The following is a 17,609-nucleotide window of genomic DNA, read 5'->3' as shown; positions in this document are numbered from 1 at the left end:
CGCCGCGAGGCGGGTCCATGCAAGCCAAGTGAGTCAATCCAATGTCCGAACATATCCTCAAGGCCACGAGCCGCAACGTCGAAGGGAAGGGTGCGAGCCGCCGCCTTCGTCATGCCGCCTCGATCCCGGCCATCGTCTACGGCGGCAAGTCCGCGCCGCAGCCCGTCCAGCTCGACCACGAGAAAGTGTGGTTGGCCCAGCAGAATGAGTGGTTCTACTCCTCGATCCTCACCCTCGACATTGACGGCAAGGTCGAGAACGTGCTGCTGCGTGACATGCAGCGCCACCCGTTCAAGCAGATCATCATGCACCTGGACTTCCAGCGCGTGGACGCCAACCAGGCCCTGCGCGTGAAGGTGCCGCTGCACTTCCTCAACCAGGAGAAGTCGCCGGCGGGCAAGACCGCAGGCATCGTGATCCTGCACGAGCTCAACGAAGTCGAGATCAGCTGCCTGCCGAAGGACCTGCCGGAGTTCGTCGACGTCGACCTGGCCGGCCTGAAGGTCGGCGACATCGTCCATCTGTCGGAGCTCAAGCTGCCGAAGGGCGTCGAGATCCCCGAGCTGAAGCTCGGCAAGGAACACGACATCGCCGTCGTCATCGCCAAGCACGGCAGGGAAGAGGTCGAGGCTCCGGCCGACGAAGCCGCTGCCGAAGTGCCGGCCGCCAAGGTCAGCAAGAAGGAAGAGAAGTAATCGCGACGCTCCGGTCCTCCCGTCGGGCGGACCGGAGCGGCGTATTGCTTCGCGACGCGACCTGAATGACAGGCCTGCGCCTTATCGTCGGACTGGGCAATCCCGGACCCGAGCACGCCCGGACCCGGCACAACGCCGGGTTCTGGCTTGTTGACGTCCTGGCGGACCGTCTCGGCGGCCGCTTCGGCCTGGAATCCAAGCTGTTTGGCGAGACCGCCAAGGTCGACATCGCCGGACGTCCGGTCTGGCTCCTGAAGCCGGCCACTTACATGAACCTGTCCGGCAAGTCGGTCAGTGCGGCGCTGCGCTACTGGAAGATCGAGCCGGAGGAAATGCTGGTCGTGCACGATGAACTCGACCTCCCCACCGGTACCGCACGCCTGAAATTTGACGGAGGCGCCGGCGGCCAGAACGGCCTGCGCGACATCACCCGTCTGCTCGGACACGGCAAATACCACCGGCTGCGGATTGGCATTGGCCACCCCGGCCACAAGGACAAGGTCACGCCTTGGGTGCTCGGTCGCCCCGGCCGCGATGACGAGGCGTCGATCCTGCGCGCCATCGCTGACGCCGAGGACGTGTTGCCGCTGGCCGTAGCCGGCGACGTCAACGAGGCCATGAAGCGGCTGCATACGCCGCGGGCCTGAGTTTTACCGTTCCATCCCCTTTTCACGGCGTCGGCCCGGCCGGCGTCGCACCAGAGCGAGTACAGCGTCATGGGCATCAAATGCGGCATCGTCGGTCTGCCCAACGTCGGCAAGTCGACCCTTTTCAACGCCCTGACCAAGGCCGGCATCGCTGCTGCCAACTTCCCGTTCTGCACGATCGAGCCCAACGTCGGCGTGGTGCCGGTGCCCGATCCGCGCCTGAATGCGCTGGCCGAGATCGTCAAGCCGCAGAAGTGCATCCCGACCGCGGTCGAGTTCGTCGACATCGCCGGCCTCGTCGCCGGCGCCGCCAGTGGCGAGGGCCTGGGCAACAAGTTCCTGGCCCATATCCGCGAGGTCGACGCCATCACCCACGTGGTGCGCTGCTTCGAGAACCCGGACGTCATCCACGTCAATAACCTGATCGATCCGATCGCCGACATCGAGACCATCGATACCGAATTGGCCCTGGCTGACCTGGAGTCGGTTGAGAAAGCCCTTCAGCGTGCCGAGCGCTCGGCCAAGACCGGCGACAAGGACGCCAAGGCCCGCGCCGAGGTGCTCGGCCGCGTCCGTGCCGGCCTGGATGCCGGCAAGCCGGCCCGCGCGCTGGGCCTGTCGGACGACGACAAGCTGCTGCTGCGCGACCTGTTCCTGTTGACCCTGAAGCCGGTGATGTACGTCGCCAACGTCCTGGAGGACGGCTTCGAGAACAATCCGCACTTGGACGTCGTGCGCGCCCGCGCCGTCACCGAGGGTGCCGAAGTAGTGCCGGTGTGCGCCGCCATCGAGGAAGAGCTGAGCCAGCTCGACGATGCCGATCGCGACACCTTCCTCCACGACCTTGGACTGGACGAGCCCGGGCTGAACCGGGTCATCCGCGCCGGTTACAAGCTGCTCGGCCTGCAGACCTACTTCACCGCGGGCGTGAAGGAAGTGCGTGCCTGGACGGTCAAGGGCGGATCGACCGCGCCGCAGGCCGCGGCGGTGATCCATACCGACTTCGAGAAGGGCTTCATCCGCGCCGAAACCATCGCCTATGACGACTTCATCAAGTACAGGGGCGAGTCCGGTGCGCGCGATGCCGGCCGCCTGCGCCTGGAAGGCAAGGAATACCGGGTTCAGGAAGGCGACGTGCTGCACTTCCGCTTCAACGTCTGACGCCTTTTGGAGTCGTTCGGGCCTCGCGGAACCGTCAATCGCAATTCAGAAGTTCAAAACGCGTTGACAACCTTAAAGACGGGCGCCAGAATTGCGGGCTCTTTTGGAGGGATACCCAAGCGGCCAACGGGGGCAGACTGTAAATCTGCTGGCTCACGCCTTCGGTGGTTCGAATCCACCTCCCTCCACCAGTTTCACCAGTCGAAAGGCTGGACCGGTCGCAAGACGGGTAGCAGTAACAGTAGAATCCGATGGCTTTACCAACCATCGGCGCAGTACCAAGCAGACGGCAAGACCCAAGCAAGTTTTTCGGCGCGGGAGTAGTTCAATGGTAGAACCTCAGCCTTCCAAGCTGATTGTGCGGGTTCGATTCCCGTCTCCCGCTCCATTGAAGACGCAACGCCAGTCTGTTTGAAAAGTTTCGCTCACGTAGCTCAGTCGGTAGAGCACCTCCTTGGTAAGGAGGAGGTCGCTGGTTCGATTCCAGTCGTGAGCACCACATTGCAACAACCGCAGTTCCGGTCGCGGCAGTCGCCGCGAGCCACCGGCGGCGATCCACCCAAGTAATCCTCTAGCGAGAAGCGACTGTCATGGCCAAGGGTAAGTTTGAGCGCACCAAGCCGCACGTAAACGTGGGCACGATCGGTCACGTCGACCACGGCAAGACCACGCTGACGGCAGCGCTGACGAAGGTGGGCGCCGAACGTTTCGGCGGTGAGTTCAAGGCATACGACGCGATCGACGCGGCGCCGGAAGAGAAGGCGCGCGGCATCACGATCTCGACGGCGCACGTCGAGTACGAAAGCCCGAACCGCCACTACGCACACGTGGACTGCCCGGGCCACGCCGACTACGTGAAGAACATGATCACGGGTGCGGCGCAGATGGACGGCGCGATCCTGGTGTGTTCGGCCGCGGACGGCCCGATGCCGCAGACGCGCGAGCACATCCTGCTGTCGCGCCAGGTCGGCGTGCCGTACATCGTCGTGTTCCTGAACAAGGCCGACATGGTCGACGACGCCGAGCTGCTCGAGCTGGTCGAGATGGAAGTGCGTGAGCTGCTGAGCAAGTACGAGTTCCCGGGCGACGACACCCCGATCATCCACGGCTCGGCCCGTCTGGCGCTGGAAGGCGACCAGTCGGAGATCGGCGTGCCGTCGATCCTGAAGCTGGTGGAAGCGCTGGACACGTTCATCCCGCTGCCGGAGCGCGCGATCGACAAGCCGTTCCTGATGCCGGTGGAAGACGTGTTCTCGATCTCGGGCCGCGGCACCGTGGTGACCGGTCGTATCGAGCGCGGCATCATCAAGGTGGGCGACGAAATCGAAATCGTCGGCATCCGTCCGACCCAGAAGACCACGGTCACTGGCGTCGAGATGTTCCGCAAGCTGCTCGACCAGGGCCAGGCAGGCGACAACGCCGGTCTGCTGCTGCGCGGCACCAAGCGTGACGACGTCGAGCGCGGCCAGGTGCTGGCCAAGCCGGGTTCGATCACCCCGCACACGTCGTTCGAAGCCGAGGTGTACGTGCTGTCGAAGGACGAGGGCGGCCGCCACACGCCGTTCTTCAAGGGCTACCGTCCGCAGTTCTACTTCCGCACGACCGACATCACCGGCGCGGTGACCCTGCCGGAAGGCGTGGAGATGGTGATGCCGGGCGACAACATCAAGATGGTCGTCGAGCTGATCAACCCGGTGGCGATGGACGAAGGCCTGCGTTTCGCGATCCGCGAAGGCGGCCGTACCGTCGGCGCCGGCGTGGTGGCCAAGATCATCAAGTAAGATCGTCGCCACGGCAGCTCGCTGCCGTGGCAACTTTCCGGCGCGGCGGCGGTCTCATGGCTGCGCGGTGCCGGATAAGGTGACCTTAGGCGGGCGAGTCGGCGACGGCTCGCCGTCGCTGTCTAAGGAAAGCCGGTTCTAGAGTTCAAAAATGTACGCCAGTAGCTCAATTGGCAGAGCAGCGGTCTCCAAAACCGCAGGTTGGGGGTTCGAGTCCCTCCTGGCGTGCCACCTGTCGTGCGGATCCTCCCGCAAAAGACCGGTCCTGAATGGCCGGGCTTTCAAACAACAGACGCGACCCGGCGTCGCGTGATGGATCGGATGAATAGCAAGGTCGAGCAAACCGCCTCTGCAGGCGATATCGTCAAGTACGCCGTAGCGTTGCTGCTGGTGGCCGCCGGCGTGTTCGCCTACATCTACTTCGACCAGTGGGCCGGTCCGATCCGCGCGCTGGCCGTGGCCGCCGGCCTGGTAGCGGGCGCATTCGTGTTCCTGGCCACCGGCAAGGGCTTGCAGACCCGCGAATTCCTTTCCGAGTCGCGCTTCGAGCTGCGCAAGGTGGTCTGGCCGACCCGTCAGGAAGCCATGCGCACCACCTGGGTCGTGATGATCGCCGTGGCAGTGCTGAGTCTGATCCTGGCAGGCTTCGACCTGATCATCCAATTCCTGGTCAAGGCCATCTTGGGGCAATAAGCAAATGACCGAAGTGCAGAAACGCTGGTACGTCGTCCACGCCTACTCGGGCTTCGAAAAGTCCGTGGCGCAGGCGCTGCGCGACCGCATCGTGCGCGACGGGATGCAGGACAGGTTCGGTGAGGTGCTGGTCCCGACCGAAGAAGTCGTGGAAATGCGCTCCGGCCAGAAACGCCGCTCCGAGCGCAAGTTCTTCCCGGGCTACGTGCTGGTGCAGATCGCCACCCATGACGAAGCGGGCATCCCGCGCATGGACAACGAAAGCTGGCACCTGGTGAAGGAGACCCCGAAGGTGATGGGGTTCATCGGCGGCACCGCCGATCGTCCGTTGCCTATCGCCGACTATGAGGCCGATGCCATCCTGCAGCGCGTTCAGGAAGGCGTCGAGAAGCCCAAGCCCAAGGTCCTGTTCGAGCCGGGCGAAATGGTCCGCGTCATCGACGGCCCGTTCAACGACTTCAATGGCGTGGTCGAAGAGATCAACTACGAGAAGAGCCGCCTGCGCGTGGCCGTGCTCATCTTCGGTCGCTCGACCCCGGTCGAGCTGGAGTTCGGCCAGGTCGAAAAGGCCTGAGCCGGCCCTCCCGGCATCTTCCCGGGACGGTCTCAAAAGCTGATACACTAGCGGGCTTGCTCCCTCGGGAGCCCGAGAGCAAGGAACGCAGCCGCCGCGAGGCGGCTGTCTGCGCAACAGAATTCGCAACAGACGTGATGTCGGGACACGTGATTTTCCCGGCGCGATGGGGAGCCTGAAGTCCAGGCGCTAGCACCCGGAGAGCAATCAAAATGGCTAAGAAAGTAGTCGGTTACATCAAGCTTCAGGTCAAGGCCGGCCAGGCCAACCCGTCGCCGCCGGTGGGTCCCGCCCTCGGTCAGCGCGGCCTGAACATCATGGAGTTCTGCAAGGCGTTCAACGCCGCGACCTCCAAGCTCGAGCCGGGTCTGCCGACCCCGGTCATCATCACGGCCTACTCGGACCGTACCTTCACCTTCGTGACCAAGAGCACCCCGGCTTCGGTGCTGCTGAAGAAGGCCGCTGGCATCGCCTCCGGCTCCAAGCGCCCGAACACCGAGAAGGTGGGCAAGGTCACCCGCGCCCAGCTCGAAGCCATCGCCAAGCAGAAGGAAGCCGACCTGACGGCGGCCGATCTTGACGCAGCGGTGAAGACGATTGCGGGTTCGGCCCGCAGCATGGGTCTCGTGGTGGAGGGCTAAGAGATGGCAATGAACAAGCGTGAGAAGGCCATCAAGGCCGCGGTTGTCCCGGGCAAGGCGTACGCCATCGACGAGGCAATCAAGATCATCAAGACCGCGACCAAGGCCAAGTTCGTCGAGTCCGTCGACGTGGCCGTGCGTTTGGGTGTGGATGCGAAGAAGTCCGACCAGCAGGTGCGCGGCTCGACCGTGCTGCCGGCCGGTACCGGCAAGACCGTGCGCGTGGCCGTGTTCGCCCCGGCCGGTGCCAAGGCCGACGAGGCCCTGGCCGCTGGCGCCGAGGCCGTCGGCATGGACGACCTGGCCGAGAAGATGATGGCCGGCGATCTGAACTACGACGTCGTCATCGCCACCCCGGACGCCATGCGCGTCGTCGGTAAGCTGGGCCAGGTGCTCGGTCCGCGTGGCCTGATGCCGAACCCGAAGGTCGGCACCGTGTCGCCGAACCCGGCCGAAGCCGTCAAGAACGCCAAGGGCGGCCAGGTGCGTTACCGCACCGACAAGGCCGGCATCATCCACTGCACCATCGGCAAGGCCTCGTTCGAAGACGCCTCGCTGAAGGACAACCTGCACGCCCTACTGCTGGACCTGATCAAGGCCAAGCCGGCCACGGCCAAGGGCCAGTACCTGCAGAAGGTGTCGATTAGTTCGACCATGGGCCCCGGCGTGACCGTGGACCAGGCTTCGCTGACCCTGAAGTAATTCGTTTCAAGGCCGGCGGCGTTCGCGCCGCCGGCTGCAAGTTTTGAGGGCGTCGCCATGGTCAAACGTGGCGGCAGCCGTCAAAGACCGCAGGTGCGGTCAGCGCCTACCGGCGACGGGCATGGATGCTCGACATGGCATGGATTCGCCGTCGGTGGAAGCGGGGCTGCTTAATCCGGACCCGTCCGGTCGGCCTGCGTAGATGGTGCCTTCTGGAAATTTTTCTGGAGTGGCCACCACCGGGATGTTTCGACATCCCCGGCGCCAAGGATCCGGTGCCGCCCTGGACCGCAAGCGGCAGGAGCCGTGAGCGGAGTTCATTTGGAGGAGTGCAATGGCTCTCAATCTGTCCCAGAAGCAAGAAGTAGTCGCCGAACTGGCGGAAGTGGCTTCGAAGGCACACTCCTTGGTTGCTGCCGAGTACGCAGGCACCACGGTCAGTCAGATGACCGCGATGCGCAAGAAGGCTCGCGAATCCGGCGTGTTCTTGAAGGTTGTCAAGAACACCCTGGCCGCGCGCGCCGTCGAAGGTACCGACTTCGAGTGCACGAAGGATGCACTGGTCGGTCCGCTGCTGTACGCGTTTTCGGCTGAAGACCCCGGTGCTGCCGGGCGTCTGATCAAGGAATTCGCCAAGACCAACGACAAGCTGCAGGCGAAGGTCGTCTCTATCGACGGCAAGCTCTTCCCGGGCTCGCATGTCGAAGTGCTGGCCTCGCTGCCGACCCGCGAACAGGCCCTGGCCATGCTGGCCCGCGTCCTGGCCGAGCCGGTCACCATGTTCGGTCGTGCCGTCAAGGCCGTGGCCGACAAGCAGGGTGGCGGCGAAGCAACCGAAGAGGCTGCGGCAGAGACGGTCTGACCGTCCCGTTGACGCGACGCTACTGAACCGATTCGTACGTTCAAAAAATTTCCAGAGGTTAACAACATGTCCCTTTCCAACGAACAGATCGTCGACGCCGTTGCCGGCATGACCATCAGCCAGGTCATGGACCTGGTCAAGGCTATTGAAGACAAGTTCGGCGTGTCCGCCGCTGCCCCGGTCATGATGTCCGCCGGCCCGGCCGCTGCCGCTGCCCCGGTCGAAGAGCAGACCGAATTCACCGTCATCCTGAAGGCTGCCGGCGAGAAGAAGGTCGAAGTCATCAAGGCTGTCCGCGCCATCACCGGCCTGGGCCTGAAGGAAGCGAAGGACCTCGTCGAGGGTGCCCCGCAGACCGTGAAGGAAGCCGCATCGAAGGACGACGCCGCGAAGTTCAAGAAGGACCTCGAGGCCGCCGGCGCCACCGTCGAGCTGAAGTAAGCCGTAATTGCGTCGCCGGGCTTTCACTGGCGACCACTGAAGGCTGGGGGCGAAAGCCCCCGGCCTTTGGCCGTTGATGGAGATTCGTCTCCGGACGCGTCCGGGCAACACCGCAACACCCATCGAGTTGACAGTCGGAAGTAGCGGGAGAAGGCGTGCTGGTGCCGGCAATACCAGCGACTTCCCACTGGCAATTCATCGTTCCCCTGGGCCCGGGCCGCGGACGCGCGGCCTACCCGGAAAGCCGCGAAGCGGCCTTCCAAGCCCACTAGTTAACCGAGGCGGTAGATCACCATGACGTACTCGTTCACCGAAAAGAAGCGCATCCGCAAGGACTTCGGCAAGCGCCGTTCGATCCTCGAAGTGCCCTTCCTGCTGGCCATCCAGGTCGATTCCTATCGCGAATTCCTTCAGGAAAACGTCGACCCGGCCAAGCGTGAGGACCGCGGCCTGCACGCAGCCCTGAAGTCGGTGTTCCCGATCTCCAGCTATTCCGGCAACGCCGCTCTCGAATACGTCGGCTACAAGCTCGGCGATCCGGCATTCGATGAGCGCGAGTGCCGCAACCGTGGCCTGTCCTACGGTGCCCCACTGCGCGTGACCGTGCGCCTGGTCATCTACGACCGCGAGTCGTCGACCAAGGCCATCAAGTACGTGAAGGAGCAGGAGGTCTACATGGGCGAAATCCCGCTCATGACCGACAACGGCACCTTCATCGTCAACGGCACCGAGCGCGTCATCGTCTCGCAGCTGCATCGCAGCCCAGGCGTGTTCTTCGACCACGACCGCGGCAAGACCCACAGCTCGGGCAAGCTGCTGTACAGCGCCCGCATCATTCCTTACCGCGGCTCCTGGCTGGACTTCGAGTTCGACCCGAAGGACGCGCTGTTCACCCGTATCGATCGTCGCCGCAAGCTGCCGGTGACCGTGCTGCTGCGCGCCCTCGGTTACAACAACGAGGAGATGCTGGCCGAGTTCTTCGAGATCAACACCTTCCACATCGATCCGAAGGAAGGCGTCCAGCTCGAACTCGTCCCGGAGCGCCTGCGCGGCGAAACGCTGAACTTCGACCTGGCCGATGGCGAAAAGGTCATCGTCGAGGCCGGCCGCCGCATCACCGCGCGCCACGTCAAGCAGCTCGAGCAGTCGGGAATTTCCGCGCTGGCCGTGCCGGACGAGTATCTGATTGGCCGCATCCTGTCTCATGACGTCGTCGACGCGAATACGGGCGAACTGCTGGGCACCGCCAACGACGAGATCAGCGAAGAGCAACTGGCCAAGCTGCGAAAGGCCGGCATCGAGTCGATCGGCACGCTGTGGGTCAACGACCTGGATCGTGGCGCCTACCTGTCGCATACGCTGCGCATCGACGCGACCCGCACCCAGCTCGAAGCGCTGGTCGAGATCTACCGCATGATGCGTCCGGGCGAGCCGCCCACCAAGGACGCCGCGCAGAACCTGTTCCACAACCTGTTCTTCACCTTCGAGCGCTACGACCTGTCGGGCGTGGGCCGCATGAAGTTCAACCGCCGCCTCGGTCGCAAGGAAACCGAAGGCGCGTCGGTGCTTTACGACGCCAAGTACTTCGCAGAGCGCAAGGACGAAGAGTCGGTCCGCCTGCGCGAGCGGTTCCGTGGCATGTCCGACATCCTGGACGTGATCAAGGTGTTGACCGAGATCCGCAACGGACGCGGCACCGTCGATGACATCGACCACCTGGGCAACCGTCGTGTGCGTTCGGTCGGCGAAATGGCCGAGAACGTGTTCCGCGTCGGCCTGGTCCGCGTCGAGCGCGCCGTCAAGGAGCGCCTGTCGATGGCCGAGTCCGAGGGCCTGACCCCGCAGGAGCTGATCAACGCCAAGCCGGTGGCCGCCGCGATCAAGGAGTTCTTCGGCTCCTCGCAGCTGTCGCAGTTCATGGACCAGAACAACCCGCTGTCGGAAGTGACGCACAAGCGTCGCGTCTCCGCGCTGGGCCCGGGCGGCCTGACGCGCGAGCGCGCCGGTTTCGAAGTGCGCGACGTGCACCCGACCCACTACGGCCGCGTCTGCACCATCGAGACGCCGGAAGGCCCGAACATCGGCCTGATCAACTCGCTGGCCGTATTCGCCCGCACCAACAAGTACGGCTTCCTCGAGACGCCGTACCGCCGGGTCGTGGATGGTCGCGTGACCGACGATGTCGATTACCTGTCGGCGATCGAAGAGAACGAGTACGTCATCGCGCAGGCCAACGCGCCGCAGGACGACAAGGGCCACATCACCGCCCAGTTCGTCGCCTGCCGTTACCAGGGCGAGTCGCTGCTGAAGCCGCCGGCCGAGATCCACTTCATGGACGTCTCGCCGATGCAGACCGTGTCGGTCGCGGCTGCGCTCGTCCCGTTCCTCGAGCACGACGACGCCAACCGCGCACTGATGGGCGCCAACATGCAGCGCCAGGCCGTGCCGACGCTGCGGGCGCAGAAGCCGCTGGTCGGCACCGGCATCGAGCGCGCCGTGGCGCGCGACTCGGGCGTTACCGTGAACGCGCTGCGTGGCGGCGTGATCGAGCAGATCGACGCCGGTCGCATCGTGGTCAAGGTCAACGAGAACGAGATTTCCGGCGAAACCGATGCCGGCGTCGACATCTACAACCTGATCAAGTACACGCGTTCGAACCAGAACACCTGCATCAACCAGACTCCGCTGGTGAAGGTGGGCAACGTGGTTGCGCGCGGCGATGTGCTGGCCGACGGTCCCTCGACCGATATCGGCGAGCTCGCGCTGGGCCAGAACATGCTCATCGCGTTCATGCCGTGGAACGGCTACAACTTCGAAGACTCGATCCTCCTCTCCGAGCGGGTGGTCGAAGAGGATCGCTACACCACGATCCACATCGAAGAGCTGACCTGCGTCGCGCGCGACACCAAGCTGGGACCGGAGGAGATCTCCGCCGACATCCCGAACGTCTCCGAACAGGCACTTAACCGCCTCGACGAGTCCGGCGTGGTGTACATCGGTGCGGAAGTCCGCGCCGGCGACATCATGGTCGGCAAGGTCACGCCGAAGGGCGAGAGCCAGCTGACCCCGGAAGAGAAGCTGCTGCGCGCGATCTTCGGCGAGAAGGCGTCCGACGTTAAGGACAGCTCGCTGCGTGTTCCGCCGGGCATGGACGGCACCGTCATCGACGTGCAGGTCTTCACCCGCGACGGCATCGAGAAGGACAAGCGCGCCCGCCAGATCGAAGAATCGGAAATCCGTCGCGTCAAGAAGGACTTCGACGACCAGTTCCGCATCCTCGAAGCCGCGATCTACGACCGCCTGCGCTCGCAGCTGGTCGGCAAGACCGCCAATGGTGGCGCCGGCCTGAAGAAGGGCGACACCGTCACCAGCCTGGTGCTCGACAGCCTGTCGAAGAAGGACTGGTTCAGTCTGCGCATGAAGGACGAGGACGCGGTCGAAGCCATCGAGCGCGCCCAGAAGCAGATCGACGTCCACAAGGAAGAGTTCGAGAAGCGTTTCGCCGACAAGCGCAACAAGATCACCCAGGGCGACGACCTCGCTCCGGGCGTTCTTAAGATGGTGAAGGTCTTCCTGGCCGTTAAGCGCCGCATCCAGCCGGGCGACAAGATGGCCGGCCGCCACGGCAACAAGGGTGTCGTGTCGACCATCGTGCCGGTGCAGGACATGCCGTACATGGCCGACGGCCAGACCGTCGACATCGTGCTGAACCCGCTGGGCGTGCCTTCGCGTATGAACATCGGTCAGGTGCTCGAAGTCCATCTGGGCTGGGCTGCCAAGGGCCTGGGCCAGAAGATCGACCGCATGCTGCAGGCGCAAGCCAAGGTTGCCGATCTGCGCAAGTTCCTCGACGAGATCTACAACCACGATCGCACCACGCACGAGGAGCGCGTCGACCTCAAGCAGTTCAGCGATGCCGAGCTGCTGGCGCTGGCGCAGAACCTGGTCGACGGCGTGCCGATGGCCACGCCGGTGTTCGACGGCGCGGCCGAGGCCGAGATCAAGAAGATGCTCGAACTCGCCGAACTGCCGCTGAGCGGCCAGACCGTGCTGCACGACGGTCGTACCGGCGAGGCCTTCGAGCGTCCGGTCACGGTTGGCTACATGCACATGCTGAAGCTGAACCACCTGGTCGACGACAAGATGCACGCGCGTTCGACCGGTCCGTACTCGCTCGTCACCCAGCAGCCGCTGGGCGGCAAGGCGCAGTTCGGCGGCCAGCGTTTCGGCGAAATGGAAGTCTGGGCGCTGGAAGCCTACGGCGCGGCCTACACCCTGCAGGAAATGCTGACGGTGAAGTCCGACGACGTGCAGGGCCGCAACCAGATGTACAAGAACATCGTCGACGGCGAGTACGAGATGGTGGCCGGCATGCCGGAATCCTTCAACGTGTTGGTGAAGGAGATCCGCTCGCTCGCGATCAACATGGAGCTGGAAGAGCACTGAGGTTCCGGAAGGGAGCGCCGCGGATCGCGCGCTCCCGTTCCGCCGAAGTGAACTACAGCCCTCGACGAATTACTCCGATTGGAGAATGAAATGAAAGACCTGCTCAATCTGTTCAACCAGCAGCGACCGGCGATCGACTTCGATGCCATCAAGATCGCGCTGGCCTCGCCGGACCTGATCCGTTCGTGGTCGTACGGCGAAGTGAAGAAGCCGGAAACCATCAACTACCGCACCTTCAAGCCGGAGCGCGACGGCCTGTTCTGCGCCGCCATCTTCGGTCCGATCAAGGACTACGAGTGCCTGTGCGGCAAGTACAAGCGCATGAAGCACCGCGGCGTGGTCTGCGAGAAGTGCGGCACCGAAGTGACGCTGGCCAAGGTGCGCCGTGAGCGCATGGGCCACATCGACCTGGCCTCGCCGGTCGCGCACATCTGGTTCCTGAAGTCGCTGCCGTCGCGCATCGGTCTGATGCTGGACATGACGCTGCGCGACATCGAGCGCATCCTGTACTTCGAAGCCTACGTCGTCACCGAGCCGGGCCTGACCCCGCTCGAGCGCGGCATGCTGCTGACCGAAGAGCAGTTCCTGCAGGCGCGCCAGGAGCACGGCGACGACTTCGAGGCCGCGATGGGCGCCGAGGCCGTCTACGACCTGCTGCGCACGATCGACCTGCAGTCCGAGATGATCACGCTGAAGGAAGAGATCGCTTCGACCAACAGCGAGACCAAGCTCAAGCGCCTGACCAAGCGCATCAAGCTGGTCGAGGCCTTCCTCGAGTCGGGCAACCGTCCGGAGTGGATGGTCATGACGGTGCTGCCGGTGCTGCCGCCGGACCTGCGTCCGCTGGTTCCACTGGACGGCGGCCGCTTCGCGACCTCCGACCTCAACGATCTGTACCGTCGCGTCATCAACCGCAACAACCGCCTGCGTCGCCTGCTTGAACTCAATGCGCCCGACATCATCGTGCGCAACGAGAAGCGCATGCTGCAGGAATCGGTCGACGCGCTGATGGACAACGGCCGTCGCGGCCGTGCCATCACCGGCACCAACAAGCGCCCGCTCAAGTCGCTGGCCGACATGATCAAGGGCAAGCAGGGCCGGTTCCGCCAGAACCTGCTCGGCAAGCGCGTGGACTACTCGGGCCGTTCGGTCATCGTGGTCGGTCCGACCCTGCGCCTGCACGAGTGCGGCCTGCCGAAGAAGATGGCGCTGGAGCTGTTCAAGCCCTTCATCTTCGCCAAGCTGCAGCGTCGTGGCCTGGCCACGACCATCAAGGCCGCCAAGAAGCTGGTCGAGCGTGAAGAGCCGGAAGTGTGGGACATCCTCGAAGAGGTGATCCGCGAGCATCCGGTGCTGCTCAACCGTGCCCCAACCCTGCACCGCCTGGGCATCCAGGCGTTCGAGCCGGTGCTGATCGAAGGCAAGGCGATCCAGCTGCACCCGCTGGTCTGCACCGCGTTCAACGCCGACTTCGACGGTGACCAGATGGCCGTGCACGTGCCGCTCTCGCTGGAAGCCCAGCTGGAAGCGCGCGCGCTGATGATGGCGTCCAACAACATCCTGTCGCCGGCCAACGGCGAGCCGATCATCGTGCCGTCGCAGGACGTCGTGCTCGGCCTGTACTACATGACCCGCGCCCTGGAGAACAAGGCGGGCGAGGGCATGGCGTTCGCCAACGTCGCCGAAGTCAAGCGCGCGTACGACAACCGCGCCGTCCAGCTGCACGCCAAGTGCAAGGTGCGCATCACCGAAACCGTCAAGAACGAGGACGGCACCAGCGAGCAGAAGACCTCGATCGTCGACACCACCGTCGGTCGTGCGCTGCTGCGTGAGGTCCTGCCGGAAGGCCTGCCGTTCGCGCTGGCCAACGTCGAGTTGACCAAGAAGAACATCAGCCGCCTGATCAACTCGAGCTACCGCATGCTCGGTCTGAAGGACACGGTCGTGTTCGCCGACAAGCTGATGTACACCGGCTTCGCTTACGCGACGCGCGCCGGCGTTTCCATCGGCATCGACGACATGCTGATCCCGGTCGAGAAGAAGGGCATCCTCGACGAAGCCGAAGCTGAAGTGCTGGAGATCCAGGAGCAGTACCAGTCGGGTCTGGTGACCGCTGGCGAGCGCTACAACAAGGTCGTCGACATCTGGTCGCGCACCAACGAGCGCGTGGCCAAGGCGATGATGGACGCGATCGGCACCGACACGGTGATCAACGCCAAGGGCGATCGGGTCCCGCAGAAGTCGATGAACTCGATCTACATCATGGCCGACTCCGGCGCGCGTGGTTCGCAGGCGCAGATCCGTCAGCTGGCCGGTATGCGCGGCCTGATGGCCAAGCCGGATGGCTCGATCATCGAGACGCCGATCACCGCGAACTTCCGCGAAGGCCTGAACGTTCTTCAGTACTTCATCTCGACCCACGGTGCCCGTAAGGGTCTGGCCGATACCGCGCTGAAGACGGCGAACTCGGGTTATCTGACCCGTCGTCTCGTCGACGTGGCGCAGGACGTGGTGATCACCGAGACCGACTGCGGCACCGAGGAGGGTCTGATGATGACCCCGATCGTCGAAGGCGGCGACGTGGTCGAACCGCTGCGCGACCGCGTGCTGGGCCGCATGGTGGCTGAGGACGTGTTCCTGCCGGGCAACGACGACGAGCCGATCGTCACGCGCAACACCCTGCTCGACGAAGGCTGGGTGGCCAAGCTCGAAGACGCCGGCGTGCAGTCGATCAAGGTCCGTTCGACCATTACCTGCCGAAGCGCGTTCGGCGTTTGCGCACACTGCTACGGTCGCGACCTGGGCCGCGGTCACCTGGTCAACCACGGCGAAGCGGTCGGCGTTGTCGCCGCGCAGTCGATCGGCGAGCCGGGTACCCAGCTGACCATGCGTACGTTCCACATCGGTGGTGCGGCCTCGCGTGCTGCCGCCATCGACAACGTCACGGTCAAGACCACCGGTACGATCAAGTTCAACAACCTCAAGCACGTCGATCACGCAGCCGGCCATCTGGTCGCGGTGTCGCGCTCGGGCGAGCTGTCGGTGCTGGACAACCACGGCCGCGAGCGCGAGCGCTACAAGCTGCCGTACGGTGCCACCATCAGCGTCAAGGACGGTGCCGATATCAAGGCCGGCCAGCAGGTCGCCAACTGGGATCCGCATAACCACCCGATCGTCTCGGAAGTAGCCGGTTTCGTGCGCTTCATCGACTTCGTCGACGGCGTCACCGTCATCGAGAAGACCGACGAACTGACCGGCCTGGCCTCGCGCGAGATCACCGATCCGAAGCGTCGCGGCTCGATGGGCAAGGACCTGCGTCCGATCGTGCGCATCGTCGACAAGAACGGCAAGGACCTGAACATCCCGGGTACCGACCTGCCGGCGCAGTATCTGCTGCCGCCGCGCTCGATCGTCAACCTGCAGGACGGCGCCCCGGTGGGCGTGGGCGACGTGGTCGCCAAGATCCCGCAGGAAGCATCGAAGACCCGCGACATCACCGGTGGTCTGCCGCGTGTGGCCGACCTGTTCGAAGCCCGCAAGCCGAAGGATCCGGCGGTGCTGGCCGAGCGTTCAGGCATCGTCTCCTTCGGTAAGGACACCAAGGGCAAGCAGCGCCTGATCATCAAGGACACCGACGGCAACGAGCACGAAGAGCTGATTCCGAAGTACCGCCAGATCATCGTGTTCGAAGGCGAGCACGTGGAGAAGGGCGAGACCGTGGTGGACGGCGAGCCGACCCCGCAGGACATCCTGCGTCTGCTGGGTGTCGAGCCGCTGGCCGTGTACCTGACCAAGGAAATCCAGGACGTCTACCGCCTGCAGGGCGTGAAGATCAACGACAAGCACATCGAGGTAATCGTTCGCCAGATGCTGCGCAAGGTCGAGATCATCGACCAGGGCGACAGCAAGTTCCTCAATGGCGAGCAGGTCGAGCGTCAGCGTCTGGTCGAGGAGAACGCCCGTCTGGCTGCGCGCAACGAGATCCTGGCCAAGGTCGAGCCGGTCCTGCTGGGCATCACCAAGGCCTCGCTGGCGACCGAGTCGTTCATCTCGGCCGCCTCGTTCCAGGAGACCACCCGTGTGCTGACCGAGGCCGCCGTGCGCGGTACCCGCGACGGCCTGCGCGGTCTCAAGGAGAACGTGATCGTCGGACGCCTGATCCCGGCCGGTACCGGCCTGGCGTACCACACGCTGCGTCGCCGCAACGCCTCGGGCCTGACCGAGTCGGAGATGGAGACCCTGTCCGGTACGACGACCGCGGCTCCGGCCGAAGCGACGACGGAGGCCGCCGAGGCCGACGTCGACACTTCGAGCGCTTCCTAAGTTACAATTCCGCAATTCGACGGCCTCTTCGGAGGCTGTCCAGATCACGAAATGAGGCGCAGGGAGCGCCTCGTGTTCGGCCCAGGAGGGCGGGATCGCAGCTAGCTCCGGATTGGCCCCTGGGCCAGTCCGGGCACAGGTTTAGTCCGCGTTGACCGAGAGGTCTGACGCGGGCTATACTTTTTCGTCTCGGTAAGCTGGGTTGCCCCGGCTTGCCGTTCGTTTTCACGCAAGGGCCATCCCGGTCCTTAATCAAAGAGTTCCAGATGGCGACGATCAATCAGTTGGTGCGCAAGCCGCGCAGCCCTGAAACCTACAAGAGCGCCTCGCCGGCGCTTGCGAACTGCCCGCAGCGTCGTGGCGTTTGCACCCGCGTGTACACCACCACCCCGAAGAAGCCGAACTCGGCTCTGCGCAAGGTGGCCAAGGTGCGCCTGACCAATGGTTACGAGGTCATCTCGTACATCGGCGGCGAAGGCCACAATCTGCAGGAGCACTCGGTCGTGCTGATCCGCGGCGGTCGCGTCAAGGACCTGCCGGGCGTGCGCTACCACACCGTGCGTGGCTCGCTCGACGCCGCCGGTGTCACCAAGCGTCGCCAGAGCCGCTCCAAGTACGGCGCCAAGCGTCCGAAGTCCTAATC

The 17,609-nt window shown here is 64.3% G+C and carries 13 protein-coding genes and 4 tRNA genes; all 17 read left to right on the top strand.

The features are described 5' to 3' along the window. Window positions 1-41: 41 nt before the first annotated feature. The 17 genes from J2X06_RS10270 (at window position 42) to rpsL (ending at window position 17,607) form a co-directional block, all read left to right on the top strand. Window positions 42-695, top strand: a complete 654-nt coding sequence (locus tag J2X06_RS10270) for a 50S ribosomal protein L25/general stress protein Ctc (RefSeq protein WP_310061888.1) — start codon at window positions 42-44, stop codon at window positions 693-695. Window positions 696-760: 65 nt separating this feature from the next. Beyond that, window positions 761-1,342: an aminoacyl-tRNA hydrolase gene (gene pth, locus J2X06_RS10265; RefSeq protein ID WP_310061885.1), complete on the top strand. Its 582-nt coding sequence runs from the start codon at window positions 761-763 to the stop codon at window positions 1,340-1,342. 69 nt (window positions 1,343-1,411) lie between these two features. Continuing rightward, the gene (gene ychF, locus J2X06_RS10260; RefSeq protein ID WP_310061883.1) at window positions 1,412-2,503 is read left to right on the top strand and encodes a redox-regulated ATPase YchF; all 1,092 of its coding nucleotides are present in this window, start codon (window positions 1,412-1,414) and stop codon (window positions 2,501-2,503) included. A gap of 105 nt (window positions 2,504-2,608) precedes the next feature. Next, window positions 2,609-2,694, top strand: a tRNA-Tyr gene (locus J2X06_RS10255). Window positions 2,695-2,817: 123 nt separating this feature from the next. Next, window positions 2,818-2,891 (top strand) — tRNA-Gly (locus J2X06_RS10250). A 35-nt stretch (window positions 2,892-2,926) separates the two neighbouring features. Beyond that, window positions 2,927-3,002: transfer RNA gene (locus J2X06_RS10245), tRNA-Thr, on the top strand. Window positions 3,003-3,093: 91 nt separating this feature from the next. Then, window positions 3,094-4,284 (top strand): elongation factor Tu, encoded by a 1,191-nt coding sequence (tuf, locus tag J2X06_RS10240; protein WP_310061855.1) that lies wholly within the window; start codon window positions 3,094-3,096, stop codon window positions 4,282-4,284. 155 nt (window positions 4,285-4,439) lie between these two features. Beyond that, window positions 4,440-4,515, top strand: a tRNA-Trp gene (locus J2X06_RS10235). Window positions 4,516-4,605: 90 nt separating this feature from the next. Next, window positions 4,606-4,977, top strand: a complete 372-nt coding sequence (secE, locus tag J2X06_RS10230) for a preprotein translocase subunit SecE (protein ID WP_310061880.1) — start codon at window positions 4,606-4,608, stop codon at window positions 4,975-4,977. 4 nt (window positions 4,978-4,981) lie between these two features. Further along, window positions 4,982-5,551 (top strand): transcription termination/antitermination protein NusG, encoded by a 570-nt coding sequence (gene nusG / locus J2X06_RS10225; protein WP_310061877.1) that lies wholly within the window; start codon window positions 4,982-4,984, stop codon window positions 5,549-5,551. A 212-nt stretch (window positions 5,552-5,763) separates the two neighbouring features. Continuing rightward, window positions 5,764-6,192: a 50S ribosomal protein L11 gene (gene rplK, locus J2X06_RS10220; protein WP_137835422.1), complete on the top strand. Its 429-nt coding sequence runs from the start codon at window positions 5,764-5,766 to the stop codon at window positions 6,190-6,192. Window positions 6,193-6,195: 3 nt separating this feature from the next. Beyond that, the gene (gene rplA, locus J2X06_RS10215; protein ID WP_310061874.1) at window positions 6,196-6,894 is read left to right on the top strand and encodes a 50S ribosomal protein L1; all 699 of its coding nucleotides are present in this window, start codon (window positions 6,196-6,198) and stop codon (window positions 6,892-6,894) included. A gap of 334 nt (window positions 6,895-7,228) precedes the next feature. Next, window positions 7,229-7,756 (top strand): 50S ribosomal protein L10, encoded by a 528-nt coding sequence (gene rplJ, locus J2X06_RS10210; protein ID WP_310061871.1) that lies wholly within the window; start codon window positions 7,229-7,231, stop codon window positions 7,754-7,756. A gap of 66 nt (window positions 7,757-7,822) precedes the next feature. Next, a complete protein-coding gene (rplL, locus tag J2X06_RS10205; protein ID WP_310061868.1) occupies window positions 7,823-8,197 on the top strand; it encodes a 50S ribosomal protein L7/L12 in 375 nt (124 codons plus the stop codon). A 294-nt stretch (window positions 8,198-8,491) separates the two neighbouring features. After that, window positions 8,492-12,643 (top strand): DNA-directed RNA polymerase subunit beta, encoded by a 4,152-nt coding sequence (gene rpoB, locus J2X06_RS10200; protein ID WP_310061866.1) that lies wholly within the window; start codon window positions 8,492-8,494, stop codon window positions 12,641-12,643. A gap of 90 nt (window positions 12,644-12,733) precedes the next feature. Next, window positions 12,734-16,966 carry a DNA-directed RNA polymerase subunit beta' gene (gene rpoC / locus J2X06_RS10195; RefSeq protein ID WP_310061863.1) on the top strand — a complete coding sequence of 1,411 codons (4,233 nt, stop codon included), beginning with the start codon at window positions 12,734-12,736 and terminating at the stop codon, window positions 16,964-16,966. A 266-nt stretch (window positions 16,967-17,232) separates the two neighbouring features. Next, on the top strand, window positions 17,233-17,607 hold the full coding sequence (gene rpsL / locus J2X06_RS10190) for a 30S ribosomal protein S12 (RefSeq protein ID WP_187711356.1): 375 nt from the start codon (window positions 17,233-17,235) through the stop codon (window positions 17,605-17,607). Window positions 17,608-17,609 lie beyond the last annotated feature (2 nt).

The organism is Lysobacter niastensis (assembly GCF_031457115.1).
Lineage (GTDB): Bacteria > Pseudomonadota > Gammaproteobacteria > Xanthomonadales > Xanthomonadaceae > Lysobacter_J > Lysobacter_J niastensis_A.
Note: the sequence above shows the minus strand (reverse complement) of the source record. Positions and strands in the feature narration are given on the sequence as shown.

Bases quoted from the DNA above. Each gene is read 5' to 3' on its own strand.
- rpoB (WP_310061866.1), top strand. From the start codon at position 8,492: ATGACGTACTCGTTCACCGAAAAGAAGCGCATCCGCAAGGACTTCGGC.
- tuf (WP_310061855.1), top strand. From the start codon at position 3,094: ATGGCCAAGGGTAAGTTTGAGCGCACCAAGCCGCACGTAAACGTGGGC.
- rpoC (WP_310061863.1), top strand. From the start codon at position 12,734: ATGAAAGACCTGCTCAATCTGTTCAACCAGCAGCGACCGGCGATCGAC.
- J2X06_RS10270 (WP_310061888.1), top strand. From the start codon at position 42: ATGTCCGAACATATCCTCAAGGCCACGAGCCGCAACGTCGAAGGGAAG.
- secE (WP_310061880.1), top strand. From the start codon at position 4,606: ATGAATAGCAAGGTCGAGCAAACCGCCTCTGCAGGCGATATCGTCAAG.
- rplA (WP_310061874.1), top strand. From the start codon at position 6,196: ATGGCAATGAACAAGCGTGAGAAGGCCATCAAGGCCGCGGTTGTCCCG.
- rplL (WP_310061868.1), top strand. From the start codon at position 7,823: ATGTCCCTTTCCAACGAACAGATCGTCGACGCCGTTGCCGGCATGACC.
- ychF (WP_310061883.1), top strand. From the start codon at position 1,412: ATGGGCATCAAATGCGGCATCGTCGGTCTGCCCAACGTCGGCAAGTCG.
- rplJ (WP_310061871.1), top strand. From the start codon at position 7,229: ATGGCTCTCAATCTGTCCCAGAAGCAAGAAGTAGTCGCCGAACTGGCG.
- nusG (WP_310061877.1), top strand. From the start codon at position 4,982: ATGACCGAAGTGCAGAAACGCTGGTACGTCGTCCACGCCTACTCGGGC.
- rplK (WP_137835422.1), top strand. From the start codon at position 5,764: ATGGCTAAGAAAGTAGTCGGTTACATCAAGCTTCAGGTCAAGGCCGGC.
- pth (WP_310061885.1), top strand. From the start codon at position 761: ATGACAGGCCTGCGCCTTATCGTCGGACTGGGCAATCCCGGACCCGAG.
- rpsL (WP_187711356.1), top strand. From the start codon at position 17,233: ATGGCGACGATCAATCAGTTGGTGCGCAAGCCGCGCAGCCCTGAAACC.